This window comes from Rhodococcus sp. YL-1 (assembly GCF_001942025.1).
Taxonomy (GTDB): Bacteria; Actinomycetota; Actinomycetes; order Mycobacteriales; family Mycobacteriaceae; genus Rhodococcus_F; species Rhodococcus_F qingshengii.
In genome coordinates this window covers 5,106,665-5,125,174 of the sequence record NZ_CP017299.1, presented here as the reverse complement: position 1 = coordinate 5,125,174, position 18,510 = coordinate 5,106,665, and the positions used below count along the sequence as shown (strand labels likewise).

The following is an 18,510-nucleotide window of genomic DNA, read 5'->3' as shown; positions in this document are numbered from 1 at the left end:
TCGGGTTTTGCTGCCGTTGCACTGTCTTGTGCAATACCGACGTTAAAACCTCGAGTGCAGTTGAGGTCAAGATGCTGTGGCGGACCTCACCGTCCGAGCTTGGCTGCCAGACGTTCCATGTATCCGACAACCTCGTCGGGGCTCTTGTCCGGAGTGCCGAACATTGCTTCGGTGACACCGATGTCTTCCCAGTGGGCGAGCTTCTCCGAATCGGGTTTGCCTGCCAGGACGGTTATTTCAGGCTCGCCGACTCTACCTGCTTCGGCCCAGATCTTTCGGAGCAGTTCCACGTTTCCGTCGATCTCCTGCTCGATGGGCGTGGTGATCCACCCGTCGGCAGACTTTGCGATCCACTTGAAAGTCTTCTCGTTGCCGCCGCCGCCCAAGAGGATGGGAGGACGGGGCTTCTGAACTGGTTTGGGCCACGCCCAGCTGGGTCCGTACTTCACGAATTGGCCGTCGTACGACGCTTCTTCCTTCGACCACAGTTCGCCCATGGCTTCGAGATACTCGCGGAGTGCGGTCCGGCGTTTGTTGGGCGGTACGCCGTGGTCGGCGAGTTCCTCTGCATTCCAGCCGAATCCGACGCCGAAGACCACGCGTCCGCCGGAAAGATGGTCCAGCGATGCGATGGTTTTCGCGAGAGTGATCGGATCGTGTTCGAGGGGGAGGGCCACCGAGGTGCCCAATCGGATGGTGTTCGTGACCGACGCGGCGGTGCCGAGGGCAACCCAGGGGTCGAGTGTGCGCATGTAACGGTCGTCGGGCAATTCTGCCGACTGGGTTCCGGGGTGATCGGAATCCCTAGATACGGGGATGTGAGTGTGCTCCGGAACGTAAAAGGCGTCGAATCCATTCGCCTCCGCCGCCTTTGCTGCATCGGCAGGGCGGATGCCGCGATCACTGGTGAACAGGCTGAGTCCGTAGCGCACTGGTTCTCCTTCGATGGTCCGTCGAAAAACTGTAACCTGTTGCATCTTCGTTCGGATAGGTTTCCAGCCCAGTAAATCGATTGCCGACGTGACCGGGGGACGTGGTGAACTCGGGCGGACTTGTTGTGGGTCGAGAAGTGGATGCAGTAGAGGTGGATGCAGTAGTGATGGATGCAGCGGAGATGAATCGGTTGTCGTGGAATGCGGCGACCGTCGCTCACAACAGTCACAAAGGAGACCAGGCACAGTTCTTTCGCAACGGCGGGTCGACCTTGTATCCGGAAGAACTGGCGCTGCTCGGCGAGATCGACGGCTCCTCGATTCTTCATCTGCAGTGCAATTCCGGTCAGGATTCGTTGAGTTTGGCCGCTCTCGGTGCCGCGGTGACCGGCGTCGACATCGCGGATTCCGCGATCGACTTCGCCCGAACCTTGTCCGCGGAATCCGATATTGCCGCCGATTTCGAGCGTGCCGATGTATCTGCGTGGCTCCGCGCTGCTGCCGCTGGCCAGAGAAAGTTCGACCGAGTCTTTTCTTCGTACGGAACGGTGATCTGGTTACCCGATCTCGACGAGTGGGCCGAGGGGATTGCCGGTGTTCTGGCGCCGAACGGTCGATTCGTTCTGGTGGAGTTTCATCCGTTTGCCATGTGTTTCGACGAGAAGTGGTCGCTGACATACCCGTACGGAGGCGGGACTCCCGTGACCGAACCCCGTGGCGTGGGCGACTACGTGGCAGATTCGGCCGATCTCATCTTGCCAGGCGCTGAGGGAAACGGAGTCGAGAACTTCGAAAATCCTTTCCCCTCATGTGAATTCAACTGGTCCATTTCCGAGGTGCTAGGAGCTTTGCGGCGCGCCGGATTGACGCTCGAGTCCTTCGACGAGTACCCGTACGCCAACGGTTGGCAAGGATTCGAGGAGATGGCTGAACTCGGCGGCAAGCGTTGGGGAGTCCCGGCCGGACGACCCGAGATCCCGCTCATGTATTCGCTGTCGGTTCGCTTGGCCGACTGACGCCTATTTCCCCCGCATTTGCGGGTAATTGCAGACACAGGTAGTAATTACCCCCATGCCCTCGACGCCACTGACACGACGCATCGCCGTCGACCTGTGCCGTCTTGGTGCCAATTGCTGTTGCTGTTGATTCCTTCCGACTCTCCTGAGTGAGAATGGCGCCGCTCTGTGCGCCTTCGCCCCTGCATATGCGCCCGTTGCTGCATGTGTGCCGGAATTTTCCGTACGTCGAGGAAGAACAGCGATGTCGACTCCTGTCGAAGCAATAGAACCAACATCAGTCACGGAACCGAACCGTGAGCCGCGTCGGCCGTGGACTTCGAGTGCGACCACTGTCGGACTGCCGGTGCTTTCCGTGATCGCATTCTTGGCCCTGTGGCAGGTCGCTGCCGCGAGCGGCACCTGGAGTGAGACCTTCGTGCCGTTCCCGAGCACGGTCTGGCATGCCTTCGTCAACACGATGACCACGCACGACGGAGTGCGCGGCTACCAGGGCTACCTGCTCTGGGAGCACCTCTACATGACGCTGCGACGGGTGCTGGTCGGTGTGATCATCGGCGTCGGATTGGGCGTGATCCTCGGTTTGGCCATGGGATCGGTGACATGGCTGCGGAGCCTGCTCGAACCGTGGTTGACGTTCCTGCGCGCACTGCCGCCCCTGGCATATTTCTTCCTGCTGGTGATCTGGCTGGGAATCGACGAGGCGCCGAAGATTACATTGCTGGCGCTCGCTGCTCTTCCGCCGGCAGCGGTGGCCACCACAGCTGCTGTGGTCGCGGCGCCGGTCGGACTAGTCGAAGCGGCCAGGGCCCTGGGAGCCTCACGGGCGCAAGTGATCCGGGACGTCGTCGTCCCGTCGGCCTTACCGGAAACTTTCACGGGCATTCGGCTGTCGGTAGGTATGGCGTACTCGTCGGTGGTCGCGGCCGAACTGTTCAACGGCATCCCCGGAATCGGCGGAATGGTCAAGGATGCAAGCAATTACAACAACACACCGGTCGTGCTGGTGGGGATCTTTGCCATCGGATTCTCCGGCCTGATCATCGACGGACTGCTGCGGGCTGCAGAGCGCCGCGCCGTTCCCTGGAGGGGAAAAGTATGACTGACAATCAGAAACACGCCAGCAGCAATCTGAAGCGCAGCAGTAATTCGACGCCCAATGAAGGAAGGGCTGCCCGGACGGCGTTCACGGTGCTGATCGGCGTCCTTGCCCTTGTTCTCGGTGCGTGCTCGGTTGATCATTCGGGCCAGGATTCGTCCAAGGAAACGATCCGTATCGCTTACCAGTCGTTCCCGAGCGGCGACTTGATAGTCAAGAACAATCGCTGGCTCGAAGACGCACTGCCCGAGTACAACGTGAAGTGGACGAAGTTCGATTCGGGAGCCGACATCAACACCGCCTTCATCGCCGGTGAAATCGATTTCGGCGCAATCGGTTCGAGTCCGGTTGCTCGTGGACTCTCGGCACCGCTGAACATTCCGTATCAGGTCGCGTTTGTTCTGGACGTGGCCGGCGACAACGAAGCCCTGGTGGCGCGCAACGCAACCGGAATCAAGACCGTCGCAGATCTGCGCGGCAAGAAAGTGGCCACGGCATTCGCCTCGACCGCGCACTACAGTCTGCTGGCAGCGCTGAACCAGGCCGGACTCAGTGCCGACGACGTCCAATTGGTGGATCTCCAGCCGCAAGCATCCCTCGCAGCCTGGCAGCGCGGTGACATCGATGCCGTCTACACCTGGCTGCCCACCCTCGACGAACTCCGTAAGGACGGAACACAGTTGATCGCCAGCCGTGAGCTCGCGACAGCAGGAAAGCCGACACTCGATCTTGGTGTGGTGTCGACTGCGTTTGCCAAGGATCACCCCGAGATCGTCGACACCTGGCGCCAGGTTCAGGCCCGCGCGCTCACGACGATCGCCACTGATCCGAACGCGGCAGCGGAAGCTGTTGCCGCACAATTAGGCGCCTCGAAGGAAGACGCGGCAGCGCAGTTGAAACAGGGTGTGTTCCTCACTCCGGAGCAGATCTCCTCGCCGGAATGGTTGGGCACCGAGGGCGCTCCCGGGAATCTGGCAGTGAACCTGCAGAGTGCAGCGCAATTCCTGGCCGAGCAGAAGCAGATCGACAGTGTGCCTGATCTGGCGGTCTTTCAGAATGCCCTCTATGTGAAGGGGCTTCCCGATGTCCTTGACCAGTAGCGTGACCGCGCAGCAGGCCTCGGGAGTATTCGCTGCCGACCGCCCGGGCGCGATCCGAATCGACACCGTCTCGCACAGGTACGGCCACGGTCGAGAGTCCGTCACGGCACTCGGGCCCGTATCGATCGACGTCACACCTGGTGAGTTTCTGGTTCTCGTCGGAGCGTCGGGTTGCGGCAAGAGCACATTGCTGCGGCTGATCGCGGGTTTCGAAAGTCCTTCCAGTGGAACGGTTCAGGTCTCCGGATCCGACCCGATTCCCGGGTCGAGTGCGGGAGTGGTGTTTCAGCAGCCACGGCTCTTTCCGTGGAAATCGGTGGGCGGCAACATCGATCTGGCACTCAAATACGCCGGCGTTGCGAAGAGCGAGCGCGGGCGAAGGCGCGACGAGCTTCTCGACCGCGTCGGTCTGGTCGGCACTGCGGACCGGCGTATCTGGGAAATCTCCGGCGGGCAGCAGCAGCGGGTGGCAATTGCTCGTGCCTTGGCGGCCGAAACGTCGTTGCTCCTGTTGGACGAACCCTTTGCCGCGCTGGACGCCCTCACTCGCGAGCGTCTGCAGGAGGACCTGCGCAGTGTCAGTGCCGAATCGGGGCGAACAAGTGTCTTCGTCACTCACAGTGCCGACGAGGCGGCCTTTCTCGGCTCCCGCGTCGTAGTTCTGACAAGCCGACCGGGCAAGGTCGCGCTCGACCTGAAAATCGATCTGCCACGAACCGGCGTCGATCCCGACGATCTCCGAGGCTCACCCGAATACGCGGCATTCCGAGCCGAAGTCGGCCATGCGGTCAAGGTTGCAGCTGCAGCGTAGGTACCCTGCGCGTCGACTACCAGGTGGCCGCGTCGATAATGGGAAGGAGAACGTGCAGGACACGACGAACAAGGAGTGGTCATGGCAACTGAGGTGGAGTCCGGTGACCTCGTGCAGGCAGCCGGCCATGCGGGTCCGTGGACGGTAGTCGAAGTTCGCCAGGGGATGGCGCTGCTCGAACACAGTGACGGGCACAGGTTGTCGCGTCGAACGACGACGTTGACCGTCGTCCGCAAGGGCTCGGGCAAGAAGGCAACGGCCGTCGAAGACGGGAAGGACGAAAACGGATCGCCAACTCTGTTCGACTGAAACCGCAGCTCGACTGAAACCGCAGCTCGACTGATCTTCCGTCAGTTCGAGACGGCGTCAGCTGGAGAAAATGTCGTCTACGCGTTTGTCGAAGTATTCGGCGATTCGGAACGCCAGTGACAGGCGTGGGTCGAAGTGGCCTTTCTCGATAGAGATCACGGTCTGGCGTGTGATGCCGAGCGCGTCGGCGCACGCTTGCTGTGACAATCCGGCTGCCGTACGAAGTTCTTGAAGGTTGTTGCGCATCAGATCTCGTCAGATCTCGAATGTGGGGTGCGGTCCCTCGACACTGCCCAGTACCGGATTCCGAAGTCGGCCAGCCCGAGGGCTGTAAACATTACGAGCGGCAGTTCGGGAGCGCCGAAGACATTGTGCGCGATCAGCGCGATCCCCATGGCAGTGATCAAGTCGGTGAACGCGCCGAAGCCGGCCTTGCGACTCCATTCTGTTTCGACGGTGTCCTCGGGGTAGGCGGGGGCCTTGTCGTTCTCCGATGGAAAAAGGGCCCACGCCGACCCGATACAAGCCGGTGCCATGACGATTGCGAAGACGATGAAGGCCAACGTCTTCCGATCATCGGCGGTTAATGCTGCAAAAAAGCTGAAGGCTAGCGTTGCAGCGACGCCGATACCGATGATCAGGCTCCACCGTGCCGTGGTGCTCATGAAGCCTCCCAGGCGTAAGAGTTCTTTGACATGCCTGAGCGTAGGTCTACGTGCGCTGGATGTCAAAGAACTCTTACATCGCGCTGAGGGTCAAGCGACCCCGAAAGGCGCTGCGTATGAAAACTTCCCCGTCTGATCGGGGCGGTGCGTGGTGAGGGTCCTGATCTGAAAGTGCTCGCCCCACTCGGCTTCCGGAGAATCGATCCCGGCGTCCGTGCTGGTGACGAACCCGAACTGCGGGTAGTACTCGGTGCTGCCCAGGAGGGCGAGCAGTGGCACGTCCAGAGCGTCGGACGCACCGATCACCGCGTGCATCAACGCCGAACCGACGCCGCTGCGTTGGTTGTCCGGTGTGACTGCCAACGGGCCGAGGCCAACCGCCTCAACGGGACCGACCCATCCGCGTGTTCCGATCACGAAACCAACGATCTCATCACCGGCGACGGCGACAAGGGACAACTTCGGTAAGTAGTCGTTCGAGGCGAAGAGCTGACGTGTCAGTTCGATCTCGTAGGGAGACTCGCCGGGCGGCGCTTGGTCGGCAAACGCCGCCCCGAGCAGTGAATAGATTGCGTCACGGTCGGAAGAAGTTTCGCGGCGGATGTACATGGCCACGAAACTACCCGCTTCATCTCCGATCGTGCTCCTCGTTTTCGGCCTGACGTGCCACTCGCTTTTCGTAATCCGCACGCCCGTTCGGATCTACCGATGTCAGCGCGCGGCGATCGTCGATCACCCGGCGTCCGATGTTGATCATCCATTCGGGTACTACAGCGTCGATGAGGTCCCAGCCCGCAAGGTAACGCGGAACAGTAGTTTCGGCTCGCCGGTGCGCGACCGTGTCGACGACAGCTTTGGCCACGACCTCGGGTTCAACCGTCGGCATGCCCTTTCCGAGTGGCACACCGGAGGAGAGCCCGGTGCGCACCGCGCTGGGCAGGATGGCGCTGACGCTGACGCCGGAATCTGCGAATTCCACACGAGCAGAGGCGGAAAGGCCCACCGCACCGAACTTGCTTGCGTTGTACACGGCCATTCCTGGCACCGGTAGCTTGCCTGCCATGGATGCGATGTTGACGACGTGGCCGCGTCGCCGATCCACCATGCCGGGCAGCACGGTGCGCATCCCGTGAATCGGGCCCCAGACATTGACGTCGAGGGTTACTCGACTGGTGGCGTCGGACTCGTCGAGGAAGCTGCCGAGCGGCATCACGCCCGCATTGTTGACCAGAATGTCGATGTGACCGAATTCGCCGATCACTGTGGAGACGAACACATCCCAGGATTCGCGTGAGGTGACGTCCAGAGCGTGCCCGCGGGCCCGTGCGCCGATGGATGTGGCGGTGTCGACGGCCGTCTCCTCGTCGAGGTCGCCGACGCAGACGAGTGCGCCGCGAGCTGCGAACAACTCCGCTGTGGCCCGGCCGATTCCGCGGCCACCTCCGGAGATGACGACGACTGCTCCGTCGAGATCGATCGGCGGGTAGGTGGTGCCGAAAAGGCTCATGTGGTGTACTCCGGTTCGGGGGTGGTGGTGGGCTCAGCGGGGGTGTCGTCTGACGCAGGGTTGTCGGACAGCGTGTGGTTGTAGGCGTATGGATCGAAGGCCCGTAGCCGTCGACGCATGGCTCCTGACGACCACGGCCAGTTGAAGCTGTTGCGGCCGTTGACGTCGAAGAAATAGCTTTCGCAACCACCGGCGTTGTAGACCGTGGTACCCAATGCCTCCTGAACTTGAGAGTTGAAGGCCGCCTGTACTTCCGGGCGCACGTCGATGGTTTTCCAGCCGTGCCGACGAGCGTGGCCGATCGCCTGTGCCACATAGTTCAGTTGGGCTTCCAGAATCATGAAGGCCGACGTGTGTCCGGTGCCGAGGCTCGGGCCCAGCAGAATGAACGCGTTGGGGAATCCGCTGACGGCGGAACCGAAGTACGCCCGCGGGCTTCCCTGCCAATGATCGTCGAGTGATCGACCTTCTCCGTCGAATACCTTTGATGCAATGGGCATGTCGAGGATGTGGAAGCCCGTTCCGAAGATGATCGCGTCCACTTCCGATTCCACTCCGTCGGCTCCGATCACGGTGTTGCCGTGGATCTCTTCGACTGCGTTGGCATGGACGGTCACGTTGGGTCTGCCGAGGGCCGGGTAGTACGAGTTCGACATGAGTAGTCGCTTGCAACCGAGGGTGTAGTCGGGAGTCAGCGCCTTGCGTAGCTTCGGATCGCGCACCTGCAAGCGCAATTGGGCCGACCCGAGTTTCTGCACGATACGCAGGATCCACGGATTGCGGAACCCCAATCCAAGCGCTTCCATGATTCCGTATTCGATGCTGCGTAGAGCCTTGTGCGCTCCCGGTACGAATCGCATGACGGACCTTTCGATCCGCGGTACGTAGTGATCGGGTTTGGGAAGGACCCATTGAGCGGTGCGTTGGTAAAGGTGAAGGGCGGACACGTCGGAGACGATGCGCGGCACGAATTGGACTGCGGAAGCGCCGGTACCTACGACGGCGACGCGCTTTCCGGTCAAGTCGTAGTCGTGATTCCACTGCGAGGAATGAAACACCTCGCCCTCGAACGTTTCCAGCCCGGGGATCGCCGGCGTCAAGGGTTCGTTCCACGGGCCGGCGGCGGCTATCACGAAACGAGCAGTGAGTTCACCGCTGGAAGTTGTTATCTTCCAAAGTGATTGCGATGCGTCCCACTGTGCGGAGAGCATTTCGACCCCGAAGCGAACGTGCTTGTCGACCCCGTGGCGGACGGCCGTGTCCTCGATGTACTCGCGGATCTCCGGCTGCTCCGCGAACAGTCGGGTCCAATCCGGATTGGCGGCAAAGGAATACGAGTACAGGCCGGACGGAACGTCGCAGGCACAACCGGGATAGGTGTTGGCGCGCCAGGTGCCGCCGAGGGAGTCCGCTTTCTCGAGCAGGACAAAATTGTCGATCCCGAGGCGCTGCAGGTGAATTGCGGCACCGATCCCGGAGATCCCGCCACCGATGATCACGACCTCGAAGTGGTCAGTTCTGTTGTTCACTGAGTCTGCGCTTTCACTGGTGGGACGGGGTGGAGTGGAACGGGCGCGCATCGAGTTCGCGTTTCACGCTCGCACGTGTTGTACGTAGGGATGATTCGAAGGTGGCGAGCCGCCGTCGGCCGTCCATGAAGTTGGCGCCCATGACGGCGAGATCGTCGTCGGTGGCGTCTATGCGCAAGACCCTGGTTCCCGCAGCGCGCACCAGTTCGATTTCCCGGTCGAGGCCCTTGGACATGGAGTTCCGCAGGGCGCCGCGTTCGATACGGGCGGCGCCGCGCGCCTGCTTCAGTGTTCGAGATGCCATGGGCGCCAGTACAACCAGCTCGTCGAGTTCGAGGGGGAGCAGGAGGTCTACCGATGCCGTGGACGCCGCGCCGCCGTCGATGTACCTGACGCCGTCGATGGTGACAGGTGGGAACCAGCCGGGAATCGCCCAAGACGCTCGAAGCGCTTCACCGACTGTCGCTTTCGGAGCCCCCTGTGCCCCGAACGCGACCCGTCGCCCGGTTCTGTAGTCCATGGATACCATGTACGCGCACGGATGTGGGAGCCACGAATCGCCAGGGGCAAGAGATTCGGCGAGCGTGGTGAGCCAGGACGGGTCGCCGCCACCACGCGGTGCGATACCGCTCATCCGGCTCAGAACGGGAAGATCTCGACGCGTCACCAGTCGTGGATTGCCGATCCCCAAACTCGGAAGTGGCGGGATTCTTCCGGGCGCCGATGCTGTGTGGGCGAGGAGTTCGGGACGTGCGGCGGGCTCTCCGAGTTGCATGGCTACCAACTCGTCGACGCCGACTCCGCTGCCGAGCATTGTCACGAACTCGGCTCCGGCGGACGTGCCGATGATGGCGGTGGCTTCGCGGGGATCCCAGTCGAGGGCGTCCCGAACCGAGGCGAGGGCAGCAACGGTCCAGGCGAAGCCGAGGGTGCCGCCGCATCCGATTGCCAATCCCCGTCTAGGCACGCTGTGTCGTCCGGACCCGGGCGCGGTGGTGCCGGTCACTTCTGAAGTCATATTTCGGAGACTATCAGTATCTGAATAACGTGGGTACCCCAAATTTGGGTTTCGGGAGTGCGCCTGCGGTGCGCTTCCGGTATTCGGCTACCGTTGGAATCTCGATACTCAGAACCGCGAGGAGGTTCCGATGGCGCGATTGACCAGGCAGGAAGCGCAGGCGATGACCCGCGAGACCTTGTTGGCGACGGCCGTCGAACATTTCCTCGATCGCGGGTACGCCGCCGCGTCGCTCGATCAGATCGCCGAGGATGCCGGTTATTCCAAAGGTGCGGTGTACTCGAACTTCAAGAACAAGGACGAGTTGTGCGCCGAGGTGCTCGGCCGAATCAGGTTGACCAAGGTCGGCGAGATCACCTCACAGCTCGGAGCCAATTCGACGCTCGACGACGCGGTGGCCGAGTTCACGCGATGGGCCGAGCGAACCATCGGGGACAAGAGATGGACGTTGCTCGAAGTCGAGTTCTCGGTGCGATCGCGGCACAGCGAAGAGATCCGCGAAAAGATCGCGACGGGTGCCGATCAGGTGCGCGGACTGATTGCCGGAGTGGTGCAACATCTTGCCGAGTCCAACGGCGTGACGCCGACACTGGACCCGAACGCCGCGGCACTGCGCATACTCAGCGTCGGAATCGGTTTGGGGCTACAGCGTGCGATCAGCCCTGAGCTGCCTGTTGATCCGCTGGTGGATACGTTGCGGGAGATTTTGCTGGGTGGGTGAGTAGAACGCGGAGCATTCCGCCGATCTCGGCGACGGCGGTGCGCGAACCGGCGCTCGGTCCCAGAACGTTGACGAAGCCGTGGATGAACCCGCGATAGCGTCGATCGGTCACGTGAACACCGTTGTCGCGCAATCGAGCTGCGTAGGCTTCGCCTTCGTCCCGGAGTGGATCGAATCCCGCCGTGATCACGATGGCCGGCGGCAGTCCGGTCGCGTCGGGGGCGCGTAGCGGCGACACCATCGGATCGAGTCGATCGGCATTGCTGCCGAGGAAGCTGGACTCGTAGAAGTTCATGTTGGCCTCGGTCAGGAAGAAACCTTCACCGAACGTCGTTCGCGAGGGGGCCTTCTCGTGAAAGTCGGTCGCGGGGTAGATCAACAGCTGCGCCGCCGGTGGGGTCTTGCCGTCGTCGCGGGCACGCAGCGCGACCGTTGCGGAAAGATGCCCGCCCGCGCTGTCGCCCCCGACAGCGATGCGCGTCGGGTCTGCGCAGAACTCGTCGGCGCGGTCGACGATATCGAGGTAGGCGGCGTAGGCATCGTGTACCGGTGTGGGGAAAGCGAATTCGGGTGAGAGCCGGTAGTCGACCGAGATGACCCGTGCGCCGGAGGTTTCGGCCAACAGGCGGCACGGGGCATCGTGGGATTCGATGCTGCCCTGTACCCACCCGCCGCCGTGGAAGTAGACGAGCAGAGCGCCGGTGTCGGCTGTCGGGACGTAGAGCCGGGCGCGAAGCGGGCCGTCGGCACCCGAAACGGAGATCTCCTCGGTGTGGACGGGCGTGGGCCTGCCGCCCATCATGATCGCGGTTCGGGTGAGATTGGCGCGAGCAGCGGCGAGTGACTGGGGATCGGTTGAATGCGAGGGGAGTGGCCGCGTCTTCGCGAGCGTGAGCAGAAGGTGTGCGTCGGCGTCGAGCGTGTTGCCCTCGATGACGACGGGTGGTCCGGTGATTCGACGTTTCACCGCGCTGGGCAGTGCGAATGCGGCTGTCACCAAGGATGCTTCGGCGCGATCTCGAATGCTGCGGCTGCTGGCCTGCTTCACGGATTCCGACACGTGGCGCAGACTACCAAGCATGACTACTGCGGCACTGTCGATCACGCAGATCGAGAACACACATCTGGTTCGGTGCGGTCACGCCAATTGGGTCCTGGTCGAAGAGGGGTCCGATCTGACCTTGATCGACGGCGGATATCCGGCCAACGGCACCGACGTCGAACGCTCGATCGAACAGATCGGTCACCAGCTCGGGGATGTTCGGGCAATTCTCGTCACTCACGCGCACATCGATCACATCGGTGGGATCGCGGACATCGTGACTCGGCTCGAAGTTCCGGTCCTGATGGATCCGTTGGAAGTGCCTCATGCGAAGAGGGAGTATCTGCAACAGTTGTCGCCGGCCGGAGTTCCGTTGCTGTTGTGGCGGCGAGGTGCTCCGAAATGGCTTCGCGACGTGATCGGAGTCGGCGCGTTGAAAGGTGCGGAACTGCCTCGGGCACAGTCCTTTGCGTCCGGTGGTGCGCTGGACGTTCCCGGTCGGATCGTGCCGATTCCCACTCATGGGCATACCGACGGCCACAGCGCTTACCTTGTTCCCGACGCAGGAGTGATCGCGTCGGGTGACGCTCTGGTGACCGGACACGCGACGTCGAGCGTCGCCGGACCACAGTTTCTGGTGTGCCCCTTCAATCATGACCGTGAAGCGACCGACCAGGCGTTGGACAATATCGCCGCTGCACCTGCCGGCGTGCTGTTTCCCGGACACGGTCCGGTTTACGAGGGCAGCATGACTGCCGCGGTCGAACAGGCCCGAGCGGGTCGGACAAGGATGCGTCCATGACTACTGTCGAAACGGTCGACGAAGGTGCGGTGCACGGTTTCCTTCATCGACCTGCTTCTGTGTCCTTCGCGTCGCCCGTCGCCACGCTTGCACTGACTCACGGCGCGGGAAGTAACTGCGACACCGTGCTGTTGCGTGCTGTTGCCGACGGCTTTGCTGCGGCAGGAGTGCAAGTTCTGCGCTTCGATCTCGCGTTTCGGGTGCGTCGAGCTTCGGGGCCTCCGCATCCGTCGCGTGCTGCAGAGGATCGCGCGGGCATTGCCGAGGTGATTGCTGCTCTTCGCAAGGACTACGCGGTGCCCGGACCCGTTCTGCTCGGCGGACATTCGTACGGCGGTCGGCAGGCGTCGATGCTTGCGGCGGAGAACCCGGGACTTGTCGACGGCCTGGTCCTTCTCTCCTATCCACTGCATCCACCGAAGAAGCCCGAGAAGCTCAGAACCGAACACCTGCCCGACCTGAACACACCGACCGTTGTCGTCCACGGTTCGAAGGACGAGTTCGCGACAACGGAGGAGATGCGGGCAGCACTCGCCTTGATTCCCGCCGCGACGCGTCTGGTGGAGTTCGAAGGAGCTCGACACGACTTGTCCGTGGTGAAATTTCCGGTGGTGGAGGAGACAGTCGCGGCCGCATCGGCGGTGTTTGCGTTCTGAACGCCCAGCGGGCGGTTGCCCGTGTCGGTGGTTCCTGGTGAGATCGAACCATGAGTGCTCAGCCGTATCAGCCCAGTGCCCTGTCCGACGTCACGGTGAGCGTCGACGGTGACGACACAGTCGTCAGCTTTCCTCGGGTTCTGCCGTATTCCGTCGAGAAGGTGTGGGAGGCGATCACCGACCCGGAGATGTTGGCGCAATGGACGCCGTACACCGCCGATCGGAACCTGAGCCGTACCGGTGATGCGGTGATCACCATGCTCACCGAGGACGGCGCCCCCGAAATGTCGCTGCCGGTCACCGTTCACGTCGTGGAGACCACTCGGCGGCTCGAACACGAGTGGGGCCCGGACGAATTGGTGTGGGACCTGACCCCGATCGAAGGCGGTACCCGCGTCGTGCTGACGCAGAGGTCGCGCGCCGAGGGGATGGCGTCGGCGCTCGCTGCGGGGTGGCATCTGTGCTTCGACGTACTCGATGCCCTTTTGGCAGGCGAGCCCTTCGGACCGATCGTGGGTGAACGGGCGCGCGAGTACGGCTGGGACGCACTCAACTCCGGTTACGCGCGACAGTTGGGCATCGACGAATCTCAGGTCTGGTAGCTGCTCAGAGTTTGCGACTGGCACGCTTTCTGGTGGAGGCTCGCGCGATCAGTTCGACGGGAAGCTTCACGGATTCGACGTTCTTGCCGGAGATCAGTGCGAGTAGGTGCTCGAGCCCGGTCGCTCCGATCTTTCGGGCGGGGGACCTGACCGTCGTCAGGGGCACCGGGAGTTGGGAGACAACCGGAATGTCGTTGTAGCCGACCAACGCAAGATCGTCGGGAATGCTCAACCCGAGATCACGGGCCACACCGAGTACGCCGATCGCGATGGTGTCGCTCACCGTGAAAACGGCGTCAGGGCGCGTGTTCCCGCTGAGCAGTGTGGCCGCCGCATCGACACCCCCTTGAACTTCGAACTCGGACGCCACTATTCGGTTCGGCGGCAGTTCCAGACCGGCTTCGGCCAGGGCATCGCGGAAACCCGCGACGCGTTCCCTCGACGTGCTGGCGTGATCCGGCCCCGCGATCACTCCGAGATCGCGATAGCCGCAGTCCAGTAGATGCTTCCCCGCGAGGTAGCCGCCGAGGCGGTCGTCGCCGCTGACAAAGGGAAGGCTTCGGTTGACGGATGACGTCGCCGAGTCGATGTGCCGGTTCAGCAGCAGGATCGGCAGTGAGCGCAGGGGGAGCGAGTCGACGAAATCGGTACCCGGCAGGTGAATGCTGCTCAGCATGAGACCGTCGACCTGTCGGCTCACCAGGAACTCGACCGCTTTGCGTTGCGCTTCCAGATCGTCGGGCGGGCTGGAGAGCAAGACGGAGTACCCGGCTGCGGTGGCGGCTTCCTCGATGCCTTGGAACATGGTGGCCACTACAACGTCTGTCAGTCTCGGCATCACGACGCCGATGGTGGTGGTCTTGCGGGTACGCAGGCTGGCTGCCCACAGGTTCGGTTGGTAACCGAGTTCCTCGGCAACCTGACGAACCCGGAGTGCGGAGTCGGACCAGCCGTCGGCGGGCTCGGGCTGACGGAGGACCCGCGACGCCGTCGAGATGTGGACCCCGGCCTGGTCGGCGATTTCGCGCAGCGTCGGCGGACGGCCGTTGCTGCGGTTCGACGGATCGGGCGTCATCTGCGTCGTGGCTCCTGGTGTGCGTCGGTTCTGAGTTGGTTCGGTGTCGGTCGGCTGTTCGGGGATTGACGGGTGCGCAACCGGGCTCTACTCTAGGCGATGCAAACGATTGCGCAATCGTTCTCGCAAAGGATTGCGCCCGAGAACACTGGAGGCCCCGTGACCACGCCGCAGTCCCTGTCCGAGCTTTTTGCCATCGACACCCTGCTGGACGCCGAGGAGATCGCGATCCGCGACACGGTCCGCAAGATGGTCGACGATCGCATTCGCCCGCACGTAGGTGAATGGTTCGAAGCGGCAGCACTGCCGGCTCGTGAGCTGGCCAAGGAACTGGGCGCGCTCGGCGTACTGGGCATGCACCTCGAGGGCTACGGCTGTGCCGGGATGAGCGCCACGGCGTACGGGTTGGCCTGCCAGGAACTCGAAGCTGTCGATTCGGGCATTCGCAGCCTCGTCTCGGTCCAGGGCTCGCTCGCCATGTTCGCGATCCACCACAACGGAAGTGAAGAGCAGAAGGAAGAATGGCTCCCGCGAATGGCGGCGGGTGAAGCCATCGGCTGCTTCGGTCTCACGGAACCCGATTTCGGATCCAACCCCGGCGGTATGCGAACCAACGCCAAGCGCGACGGCGACGACTGGATCCTCAACGGCACCAAGATGTGGATCACCAACGGCTCCATCGCGGACGTCGCCGTGGTCTGGGCTCGAACCGACGACGGCGTGCGCGGATTTGTCGTTCCCACCGACACTCCGGGATTCTCCGCCCCCGAGATCAAGAACAAGATGTCGCTCCGGGCGTCGGTCACCTCGGAACTGGTGCTCGAGGACGTGCGTCTGCCTGCCTCGGCGATGCTGCCCAAGGCTCGCGGACTGTCCGGCCCGCTCGGCTGCCTCAACGAGGCACGCTTCGGCATCATCTTCGGGGCAATGGGTGCAGCACGTGACTGCCTCGAGACTGCGATCTCATATGCACGTGATCGCAAGGTCTTCGACAAGTCGCTCGCCGCGTATCAGATCACCCAGGCCAAGATCGCCGACATGGCAGTCGAATTGGGCAAGGGGCAGTTGCTCGCCATCCACCTCGGGCGCCTCAAGGACGCCGGGACGGTTCGCCCCGAGCAGGTCAGCACCGGCAAGCTCAACAATGTCCGCGAGGCCATCAAGATCGCCCGTGAATGCCGAACCATTCTGGGCGCCAACGGCATCACGCTCGAGTACCCCGTGATCCGGCACGCCAACAACCTCGAATCCGTTCTCACCTACGAGGGCACGTCCGAGGTTCACCAGCTCGTGATCGGCCGCGCTCTCACCGGTGAAGAAGCTTTCCGGTGACGGCAGACGCTGTCGGAGCGCTCGACGGGTTGGTGATCGCTGATTTCGGCCGCGTCCTCGCCGGTCCGTACGCCACGATGATTCTCGCCGACCTGGGTGCCGAGGTCGTCAAGATCGAGCGGCCGGGTGTCGGTGACGACACTCGCAGCTGGGGCCCACCGTGGGTGGGGGACGAGTCGAGCTACTTTCTGTCGGTGAACCGCAACAAGAAGTCGGTCACTCTGGACCTGCGCGAGCGCGAGGATCTGGAGAGTGCACGCGAGCTGGTTCGCAATGCGGACGTCGTGGTACAGAACTTCCTGCCGGGAACGATGGACCGTCTGGGGCTGGGCTACGACGCTGTCCGAGAAATGAATCCGCGTGCGGTCTACTGCTCGATCAGCGGCTTCGGTGGCAACAACTCTCTGCCGGGATACGACCTGTTGATTCAGGCGGTCGGCGGATTGATGAGTATCACCGGACCCGATCCCAAGACTCCCACCAAGGTCGGTGTCGCGGTGGTCGACGTCATCACCGGCCTGCATGCCAGCGTGGGAATCCTTGCAGCGCTGCGCCATCGCGATCGCACAGGCGAAGGGCAGCACGTCGAGGTCAATCTGTTGTCCTCGTTGCTGTCCGCACTGGCCAACCAGTCGTCCGGCTACGTGGCCGCGGGCGTGGTGCCGCAGGCAATGGGCAACCGGCATCCGAGCATCGCACCATACGAGGTATTCGACACCGCGGACCGTCCGTTGGTCCTCGCGGTCGGCAATGATCGGCAATTCAGTTCGTTGACAGAGGTTCTCGGAGTTTCCGAACTTGCCGCTGATGCGCGTTTCGCGTCCAACAGCGACAGGGTTGCGCATCGAGAAGAACTGTTCGACGCCGTCACTGCTGCATTGGCCAAGGGCTCTGCGGACTCGTGGTTCGAGGCACTGACCGAGCGAGGTGTTCCGTGTGGGCCTCTCAACGACATCGCCGACGCGATAGCGCTGGCGGAACGGCTGAATCTCGATCCGGTGGTGTCCATCGACGACCCGCGTCGCGATGCACCGACTCGGCAGGTAGCCAATCCGATTCGGATGAGCGGCACGCCGGCAACCTATCGGTCGGCCCCGCCGCGGTTGGGGGAGGACAGCGTTCCCACTCCGTCCGGAGTCAGTTGACCCAAGCGAATCGGCCACCGGAATACCGGTGGCCGATCTGCGTGTGTGGCCGACTCAGCTGACCTTCAAGACCAGCTTTCCGGTGTTCGCTCCGGCGAAGAGAAGATTGAGGCTGTCGCCGAACGCGTCGATACCGCCGTCGACGACGTGCTCGCGAGCAGTCAATTCGCCACTCTTGATCCACTTTCCGATCTGCTCTTGTGCTTCTGCGTAGCGATCGAGGTAGTCGAAGACCACGAAGCCGGCCATCGTGGCGCGGTTGACGAGAAGTGACAGGTAGTGAGCAGGGCCTGGCTGAGGTTCGGTGGCGTTGTAGCCCGCGATGGCGCCGCAGATGACCACCCGAGCTCCGAGGCGCAGACGGGAGAGAGCGGCGTCGAGAATTTCTCCGCCGACGTTGTCGAAGTACACGTCGATACCGTCGGGAGCGTTGGACTTGAGCGCCTTGTATACGGATTCGTTCTTGTAGTCGATGGCGACATCGAAGCCGAGGTCCTCGGTGAGCCACGCGCACTTCTCCGGACCGCCGGCGATGCCGATGACCTTGCATCCGTGAAGCTTTGCGATCTGGCCGACCAGACTGCCGACCGCACCCGCGGCACCGGACACGACGACGGTGTCACCGTCTTTCAGCTTTCCGACGTCGAGCAATCCGAAATACGCAGTGACGCCGGGGAATCCGAGAGCGCCGAGCCAGGTCGGTAGGGGAGCGATCGATTCGTCGACCCGAGTGACGTCTGTACCGTCGGAAACGCCGTACTCGGAAGCGCCGAAGGATCCGGCCACGATGTCCCCGACCTGGTAATCGGGGTGCTGTGATTCGGTGATGCGTCCGACGCCGTGGGCGCGCATGACGGAACCGAGCTTGACCGGCGGAACGTACGACTTGACGTCGTTGAGCCAACCGCGCATCGCGGGGTCGAGAGAGAGGTATTCGACCTTGACGACAAACTCGCCCGGTCCGGCGGACGGGATCTCGGCATCGACGTATTCCCAGGTGGAAGCGTCGGGAAGTCCTGTCGGGCGGGCGGCGAGGCGTACTTGGCGGTTGGTCATCTCTCCCCTTCGGCGAAACGAATTGAACTTGAGGCCGGATTCAATATAGGTGATGGATCACGAACTGGGAAGAGTTGGATGAACCGATTGACG

General features: G+C 62.7%; 21 protein-coding genes. 11 read left to right on the top strand and 10 right to left on the bottom strand.

From position 1 onward, the window contains the following. Positions 1 to 86: 86 nt before the first annotated feature. Positions 87 to 932, bottom strand: a complete 846-nt coding sequence (locus tag BH682_RS23730; protein WP_050654799.1) for an LLM class F420-dependent oxidoreductase — start codon at positions 930 to 932, stop codon at positions 87 to 89. A 125-nt stretch (positions 933 to 1,057) separates the two neighbouring features. Here BH682_RS23730 and BH682_RS23725 point away from each other — a divergent pair, with 125 nt between their 5' ends. The 5 genes from BH682_RS23725 (at position 1,058) to BH682_RS23705 (ending at position 5,267) form a co-directional block, all read left to right on the top strand. Continuing rightward, positions 1,058 to 1,948 (top strand): class I SAM-dependent methyltransferase, encoded by an 891-nt coding sequence (locus BH682_RS23725; protein ID WP_232354225.1) that lies wholly within the window; start codon positions 1,058 to 1,060, stop codon positions 1,946 to 1,948. A 244-nt stretch (positions 1,949 to 2,192) separates the two neighbouring features. Beyond that, positions 2,193 to 3,050: an ABC transporter permease gene (locus BH682_RS23720; RefSeq protein ID WP_003939782.1), complete on the top strand. Its 858-nt coding sequence runs from the start codon at positions 2,193 to 2,195 to the stop codon at positions 3,048 to 3,050. Continuing rightward, the gene (locus BH682_RS23715; RefSeq protein ID WP_065455250.1) at positions 3,047 to 4,147 is read left to right on the top strand and encodes a taurine ABC transporter substrate-binding protein; all 1,101 of its coding nucleotides are present in this window, start codon (positions 3,047 to 3,049) and stop codon (positions 4,145 to 4,147) included. The genes BH682_RS23720 and BH682_RS23715 overlap by 4 nt, the downstream gene beginning before the upstream one ends. Next, complete coding sequence (locus BH682_RS23710; protein ID WP_083954715.1) at positions 4,131 to 4,958, top strand: ABC transporter ATP-binding protein; 828 nt, start codon at positions 4,131 to 4,133, stop codon at positions 4,956 to 4,958. Before BH682_RS23715 ends, BH682_RS23710 begins: the two co-directional genes overlap by 17 nt. Before the next feature lie 81 nt (positions 4,959 to 5,039). Further along, the gene (locus tag BH682_RS23705; protein ID WP_030535223.1) at positions 5,040 to 5,267 is read left to right on the top strand and encodes a hypothetical protein; all 228 of its coding nucleotides are present in this window, start codon (positions 5,040 to 5,042) and stop codon (positions 5,265 to 5,267) included. 57 nt (positions 5,268 to 5,324) lie between these two features. Here the strand turns inward: BH682_RS23705 and BH682_RS23700 are convergent, their stop codons facing one another. The 6 genes from BH682_RS23700 to BH682_RS23675 form a co-directional block, all read right to left on the bottom strand. Continuing rightward, complete coding sequence (locus BH682_RS23700) at positions 5,325 to 5,513, bottom strand: helix-turn-helix transcriptional regulator (protein WP_003940277.1); 189 nt, start codon at positions 5,511 to 5,513, stop codon at positions 5,325 to 5,327. Beyond that, a complete protein-coding gene (locus BH682_RS23695; protein ID WP_030535224.1) occupies positions 5,513 to 5,932 on the bottom strand; it encodes a hypothetical protein in 420 nt (139 codons plus the stop codon). Before BH682_RS23695 ends, BH682_RS23700 begins: the two co-directional genes overlap by 1 nt. Before the next feature lie 90 nt (positions 5,933 to 6,022). After that, the gene (locus BH682_RS23690) at positions 6,023 to 6,541 is read right to left on the bottom strand and encodes a GNAT family N-acetyltransferase (protein ID WP_050654796.1); all 519 of its coding nucleotides are present in this window, start codon (positions 6,539 to 6,541) and stop codon (positions 6,023 to 6,025) included. A gap of 19 nt (positions 6,542 to 6,560) precedes the next feature. Further along, a complete protein-coding gene (locus tag BH682_RS23685; RefSeq protein WP_051720795.1) occupies positions 6,561 to 7,439 on the bottom strand; it encodes an SDR family oxidoreductase in 879 nt (292 codons plus the stop codon). Then, a complete protein-coding gene (locus BH682_RS23680) occupies positions 7,436 to 8,968 on the bottom strand; it encodes a flavin-containing monooxygenase (protein WP_054187715.1) in 1,533 nt (510 codons plus the stop codon). The genes BH682_RS23685 and BH682_RS23680 overlap by 4 nt, the downstream gene beginning before the upstream one ends. Before the next feature lie 13 nt (positions 8,969 to 8,981). Continuing rightward, complete coding sequence (locus BH682_RS23675) at positions 8,982 to 9,986, bottom strand: patatin-like phospholipase family protein (RefSeq protein WP_075834287.1); 1,005 nt, start codon at positions 9,984 to 9,986, stop codon at positions 8,982 to 8,984. A 130-nt stretch (positions 9,987 to 10,116) separates the two neighbouring features. On the opposite strand from BH682_RS23675, the gene BH682_RS23670 reads away from it, so the two are divergent. Continuing rightward, positions 10,117 to 10,707 carry a TetR/AcrR family transcriptional regulator gene (locus BH682_RS23670; protein ID WP_075834285.1) on the top strand — a complete coding sequence of 197 codons (591 nt, stop codon included), beginning with the start codon at positions 10,117 to 10,119 and terminating at the stop codon, positions 10,705 to 10,707. Here the strand turns inward: BH682_RS23670 and BH682_RS23665 are convergent. Further along, the gene (locus BH682_RS23665) at positions 10,643 to 11,767 is read right to left on the bottom strand and encodes an alpha/beta hydrolase (protein ID WP_223304428.1); all 1,125 of its coding nucleotides are present in this window, start codon (positions 11,765 to 11,767) and stop codon (positions 10,643 to 10,645) included. The genes BH682_RS23670 and BH682_RS23665 overlap by 65 nt on opposite strands. Positions 11,768 to 11,786: 19 nt before the next feature. On the opposite strand from BH682_RS23665, the gene BH682_RS23660 reads away from it, so the two are divergent. From BH682_RS23660 to BH682_RS23650, 3 genes are read left to right on the top strand one after another with little or no spacing between them, the layout of a single operon-like run. Continuing rightward, complete coding sequence (locus BH682_RS23660; RefSeq protein WP_003940355.1) at positions 11,787 to 12,551, top strand: MBL fold metallo-hydrolase; 765 nt, start codon at positions 11,787 to 11,789, stop codon at positions 12,549 to 12,551. Next, on the top strand, positions 12,548 to 13,207 hold the full coding sequence (locus BH682_RS23655; RefSeq protein ID WP_075834281.1) for an alpha/beta hydrolase family protein: 660 nt from the start codon (positions 12,548 to 12,550) through the stop codon (positions 13,205 to 13,207). The genes BH682_RS23660 and BH682_RS23655 overlap by 4 nt, the downstream gene beginning before the upstream one ends. Positions 13,208 to 13,257: 50 nt before the next feature. After that, complete coding sequence (locus tag BH682_RS23650; RefSeq protein ID WP_003940599.1) at positions 13,258 to 13,809, top strand: SRPBCC family protein; 552 nt, start codon at positions 13,258 to 13,260, stop codon at positions 13,807 to 13,809. A 4-nt stretch (positions 13,810 to 13,813) separates the two neighbouring features. Here BH682_RS23650 and BH682_RS23645 read toward each other — a convergent pair whose 3' ends face one another. Continuing rightward, positions 13,814 to 14,884, bottom strand: a complete 1,071-nt coding sequence (locus BH682_RS23645; RefSeq protein ID WP_075834279.1) for a LacI family DNA-binding transcriptional regulator — start codon at positions 14,882 to 14,884, stop codon at positions 13,814 to 13,816. A 159-nt stretch (positions 14,885 to 15,043) separates the two neighbouring features. Here BH682_RS23645 and BH682_RS23640 point away from each other — a divergent pair, with 159 nt between their 5' ends. Next, positions 15,044 to 16,216 carry an acyl-CoA dehydrogenase family protein gene (locus BH682_RS23640; RefSeq protein ID WP_003939770.1) on the top strand — a complete coding sequence of 391 codons (1,173 nt, stop codon included), beginning with the start codon at positions 15,044 to 15,046 and terminating at the stop codon, positions 16,214 to 16,216. After that, positions 16,213 to 17,361 (top strand): CaiB/BaiF CoA transferase family protein, encoded by a 1,149-nt coding sequence (locus BH682_RS23635; RefSeq protein WP_003939934.1) that lies wholly within the window; start codon positions 16,213 to 16,215, stop codon positions 17,359 to 17,361. Before BH682_RS23640 ends, BH682_RS23635 begins: the two co-directional genes overlap by 4 nt. 54 nt (positions 17,362 to 17,415) lie before the next feature. On the opposite strand, the gene BH682_RS23630 is transcribed toward BH682_RS23635, so the two are convergent. After that, the gene (locus BH682_RS23630) at positions 17,416 to 18,417 is read right to left on the bottom strand and encodes an NADP-dependent oxidoreductase (RefSeq protein WP_003939765.1); all 1,002 of its coding nucleotides are present in this window, start codon (positions 18,415 to 18,417) and stop codon (positions 17,416 to 17,418) included. Between the last annotated feature and the right edge of the window lie 93 nt (positions 18,418 to 18,510).

Bases quoted from the DNA above. Each gene is read 5' to 3' on its own strand.
- BH682_RS23650 (WP_003940599.1), top strand. From the start codon at position 13,258: ATGAGTGCTCAGCCGTATCAGCCCAGTGCCCTGTCCGACGTCACGGTG.
- BH682_RS23700 (WP_003940277.1), bottom strand. From the start codon at position 5,513: ATGCGCAACAACCTTCAAGAACTTCGTACGGCAGCCGGATTGTCACAG.
- BH682_RS23685 (WP_051720795.1), bottom strand. From the start codon at position 7,439: ATGAGCCTTTTCGGCACCACCTACCCGCCGATCGATCTCGACGGAGCA.
- BH682_RS23675 (WP_075834287.1), bottom strand. From the start codon at position 9,986: ATGACTTCAGAAGTGACCGGCACCACCGCGCCCGGGTCCGGACGACAC.
- BH682_RS23630 (WP_003939765.1), bottom strand. From the start codon at position 18,417: ATGACCAACCGCCAAGTACGCCTCGCCGCCCGCCCGACAGGACTTCCC.
- BH682_RS23690 (WP_050654796.1), bottom strand. From the start codon at position 6,541: ATGTACATCCGCCGCGAAACTTCTTCCGACCGTGACGCAATCTATTCA.
- BH682_RS23695 (WP_030535224.1), bottom strand. From the start codon at position 5,932: ATGAGCACCACGGCACGGTGGAGCCTGATCATCGGTATCGGCGTCGCT.
- BH682_RS23660 (WP_003940355.1), top strand. From the start codon at position 11,787: ATGACTACTGCGGCACTGTCGATCACGCAGATCGAGAACACACATCTG.
- BH682_RS23655 (WP_075834281.1), top strand. From the start codon at position 12,548: ATGACTACTGTCGAAACGGTCGACGAAGGTGCGGTGCACGGTTTCCTT.
- BH682_RS23720 (WP_003939782.1), top strand. From the start codon at position 2,193: ATGTCGACTCCTGTCGAAGCAATAGAACCAACATCAGTCACGGAACCG.
- BH682_RS23715 (WP_065455250.1), top strand. From the start codon at position 3,047: ATGACTGACAATCAGAAACACGCCAGCAGCAATCTGAAGCGCAGCAGT.
- BH682_RS23645 (WP_075834279.1), bottom strand. From the start codon at position 14,884: ATGACGCCCGATCCGTCGAACCGCAGCAACGGCCGTCCGCCGACGCTG.
- BH682_RS23705 (WP_030535223.1), top strand. From the start codon at position 5,040: ATGGCAACTGAGGTGGAGTCCGGTGACCTCGTGCAGGCAGCCGGCCAT.
- BH682_RS23670 (WP_075834285.1), top strand. From the start codon at position 10,117: ATGGCGCGATTGACCAGGCAGGAAGCGCAGGCGATGACCCGCGAGACC.
- BH682_RS23710 (WP_083954715.1), top strand. From the start codon at position 4,131: ATGTCCTTGACCAGTAGCGTGACCGCGCAGCAGGCCTCGGGAGTATTC.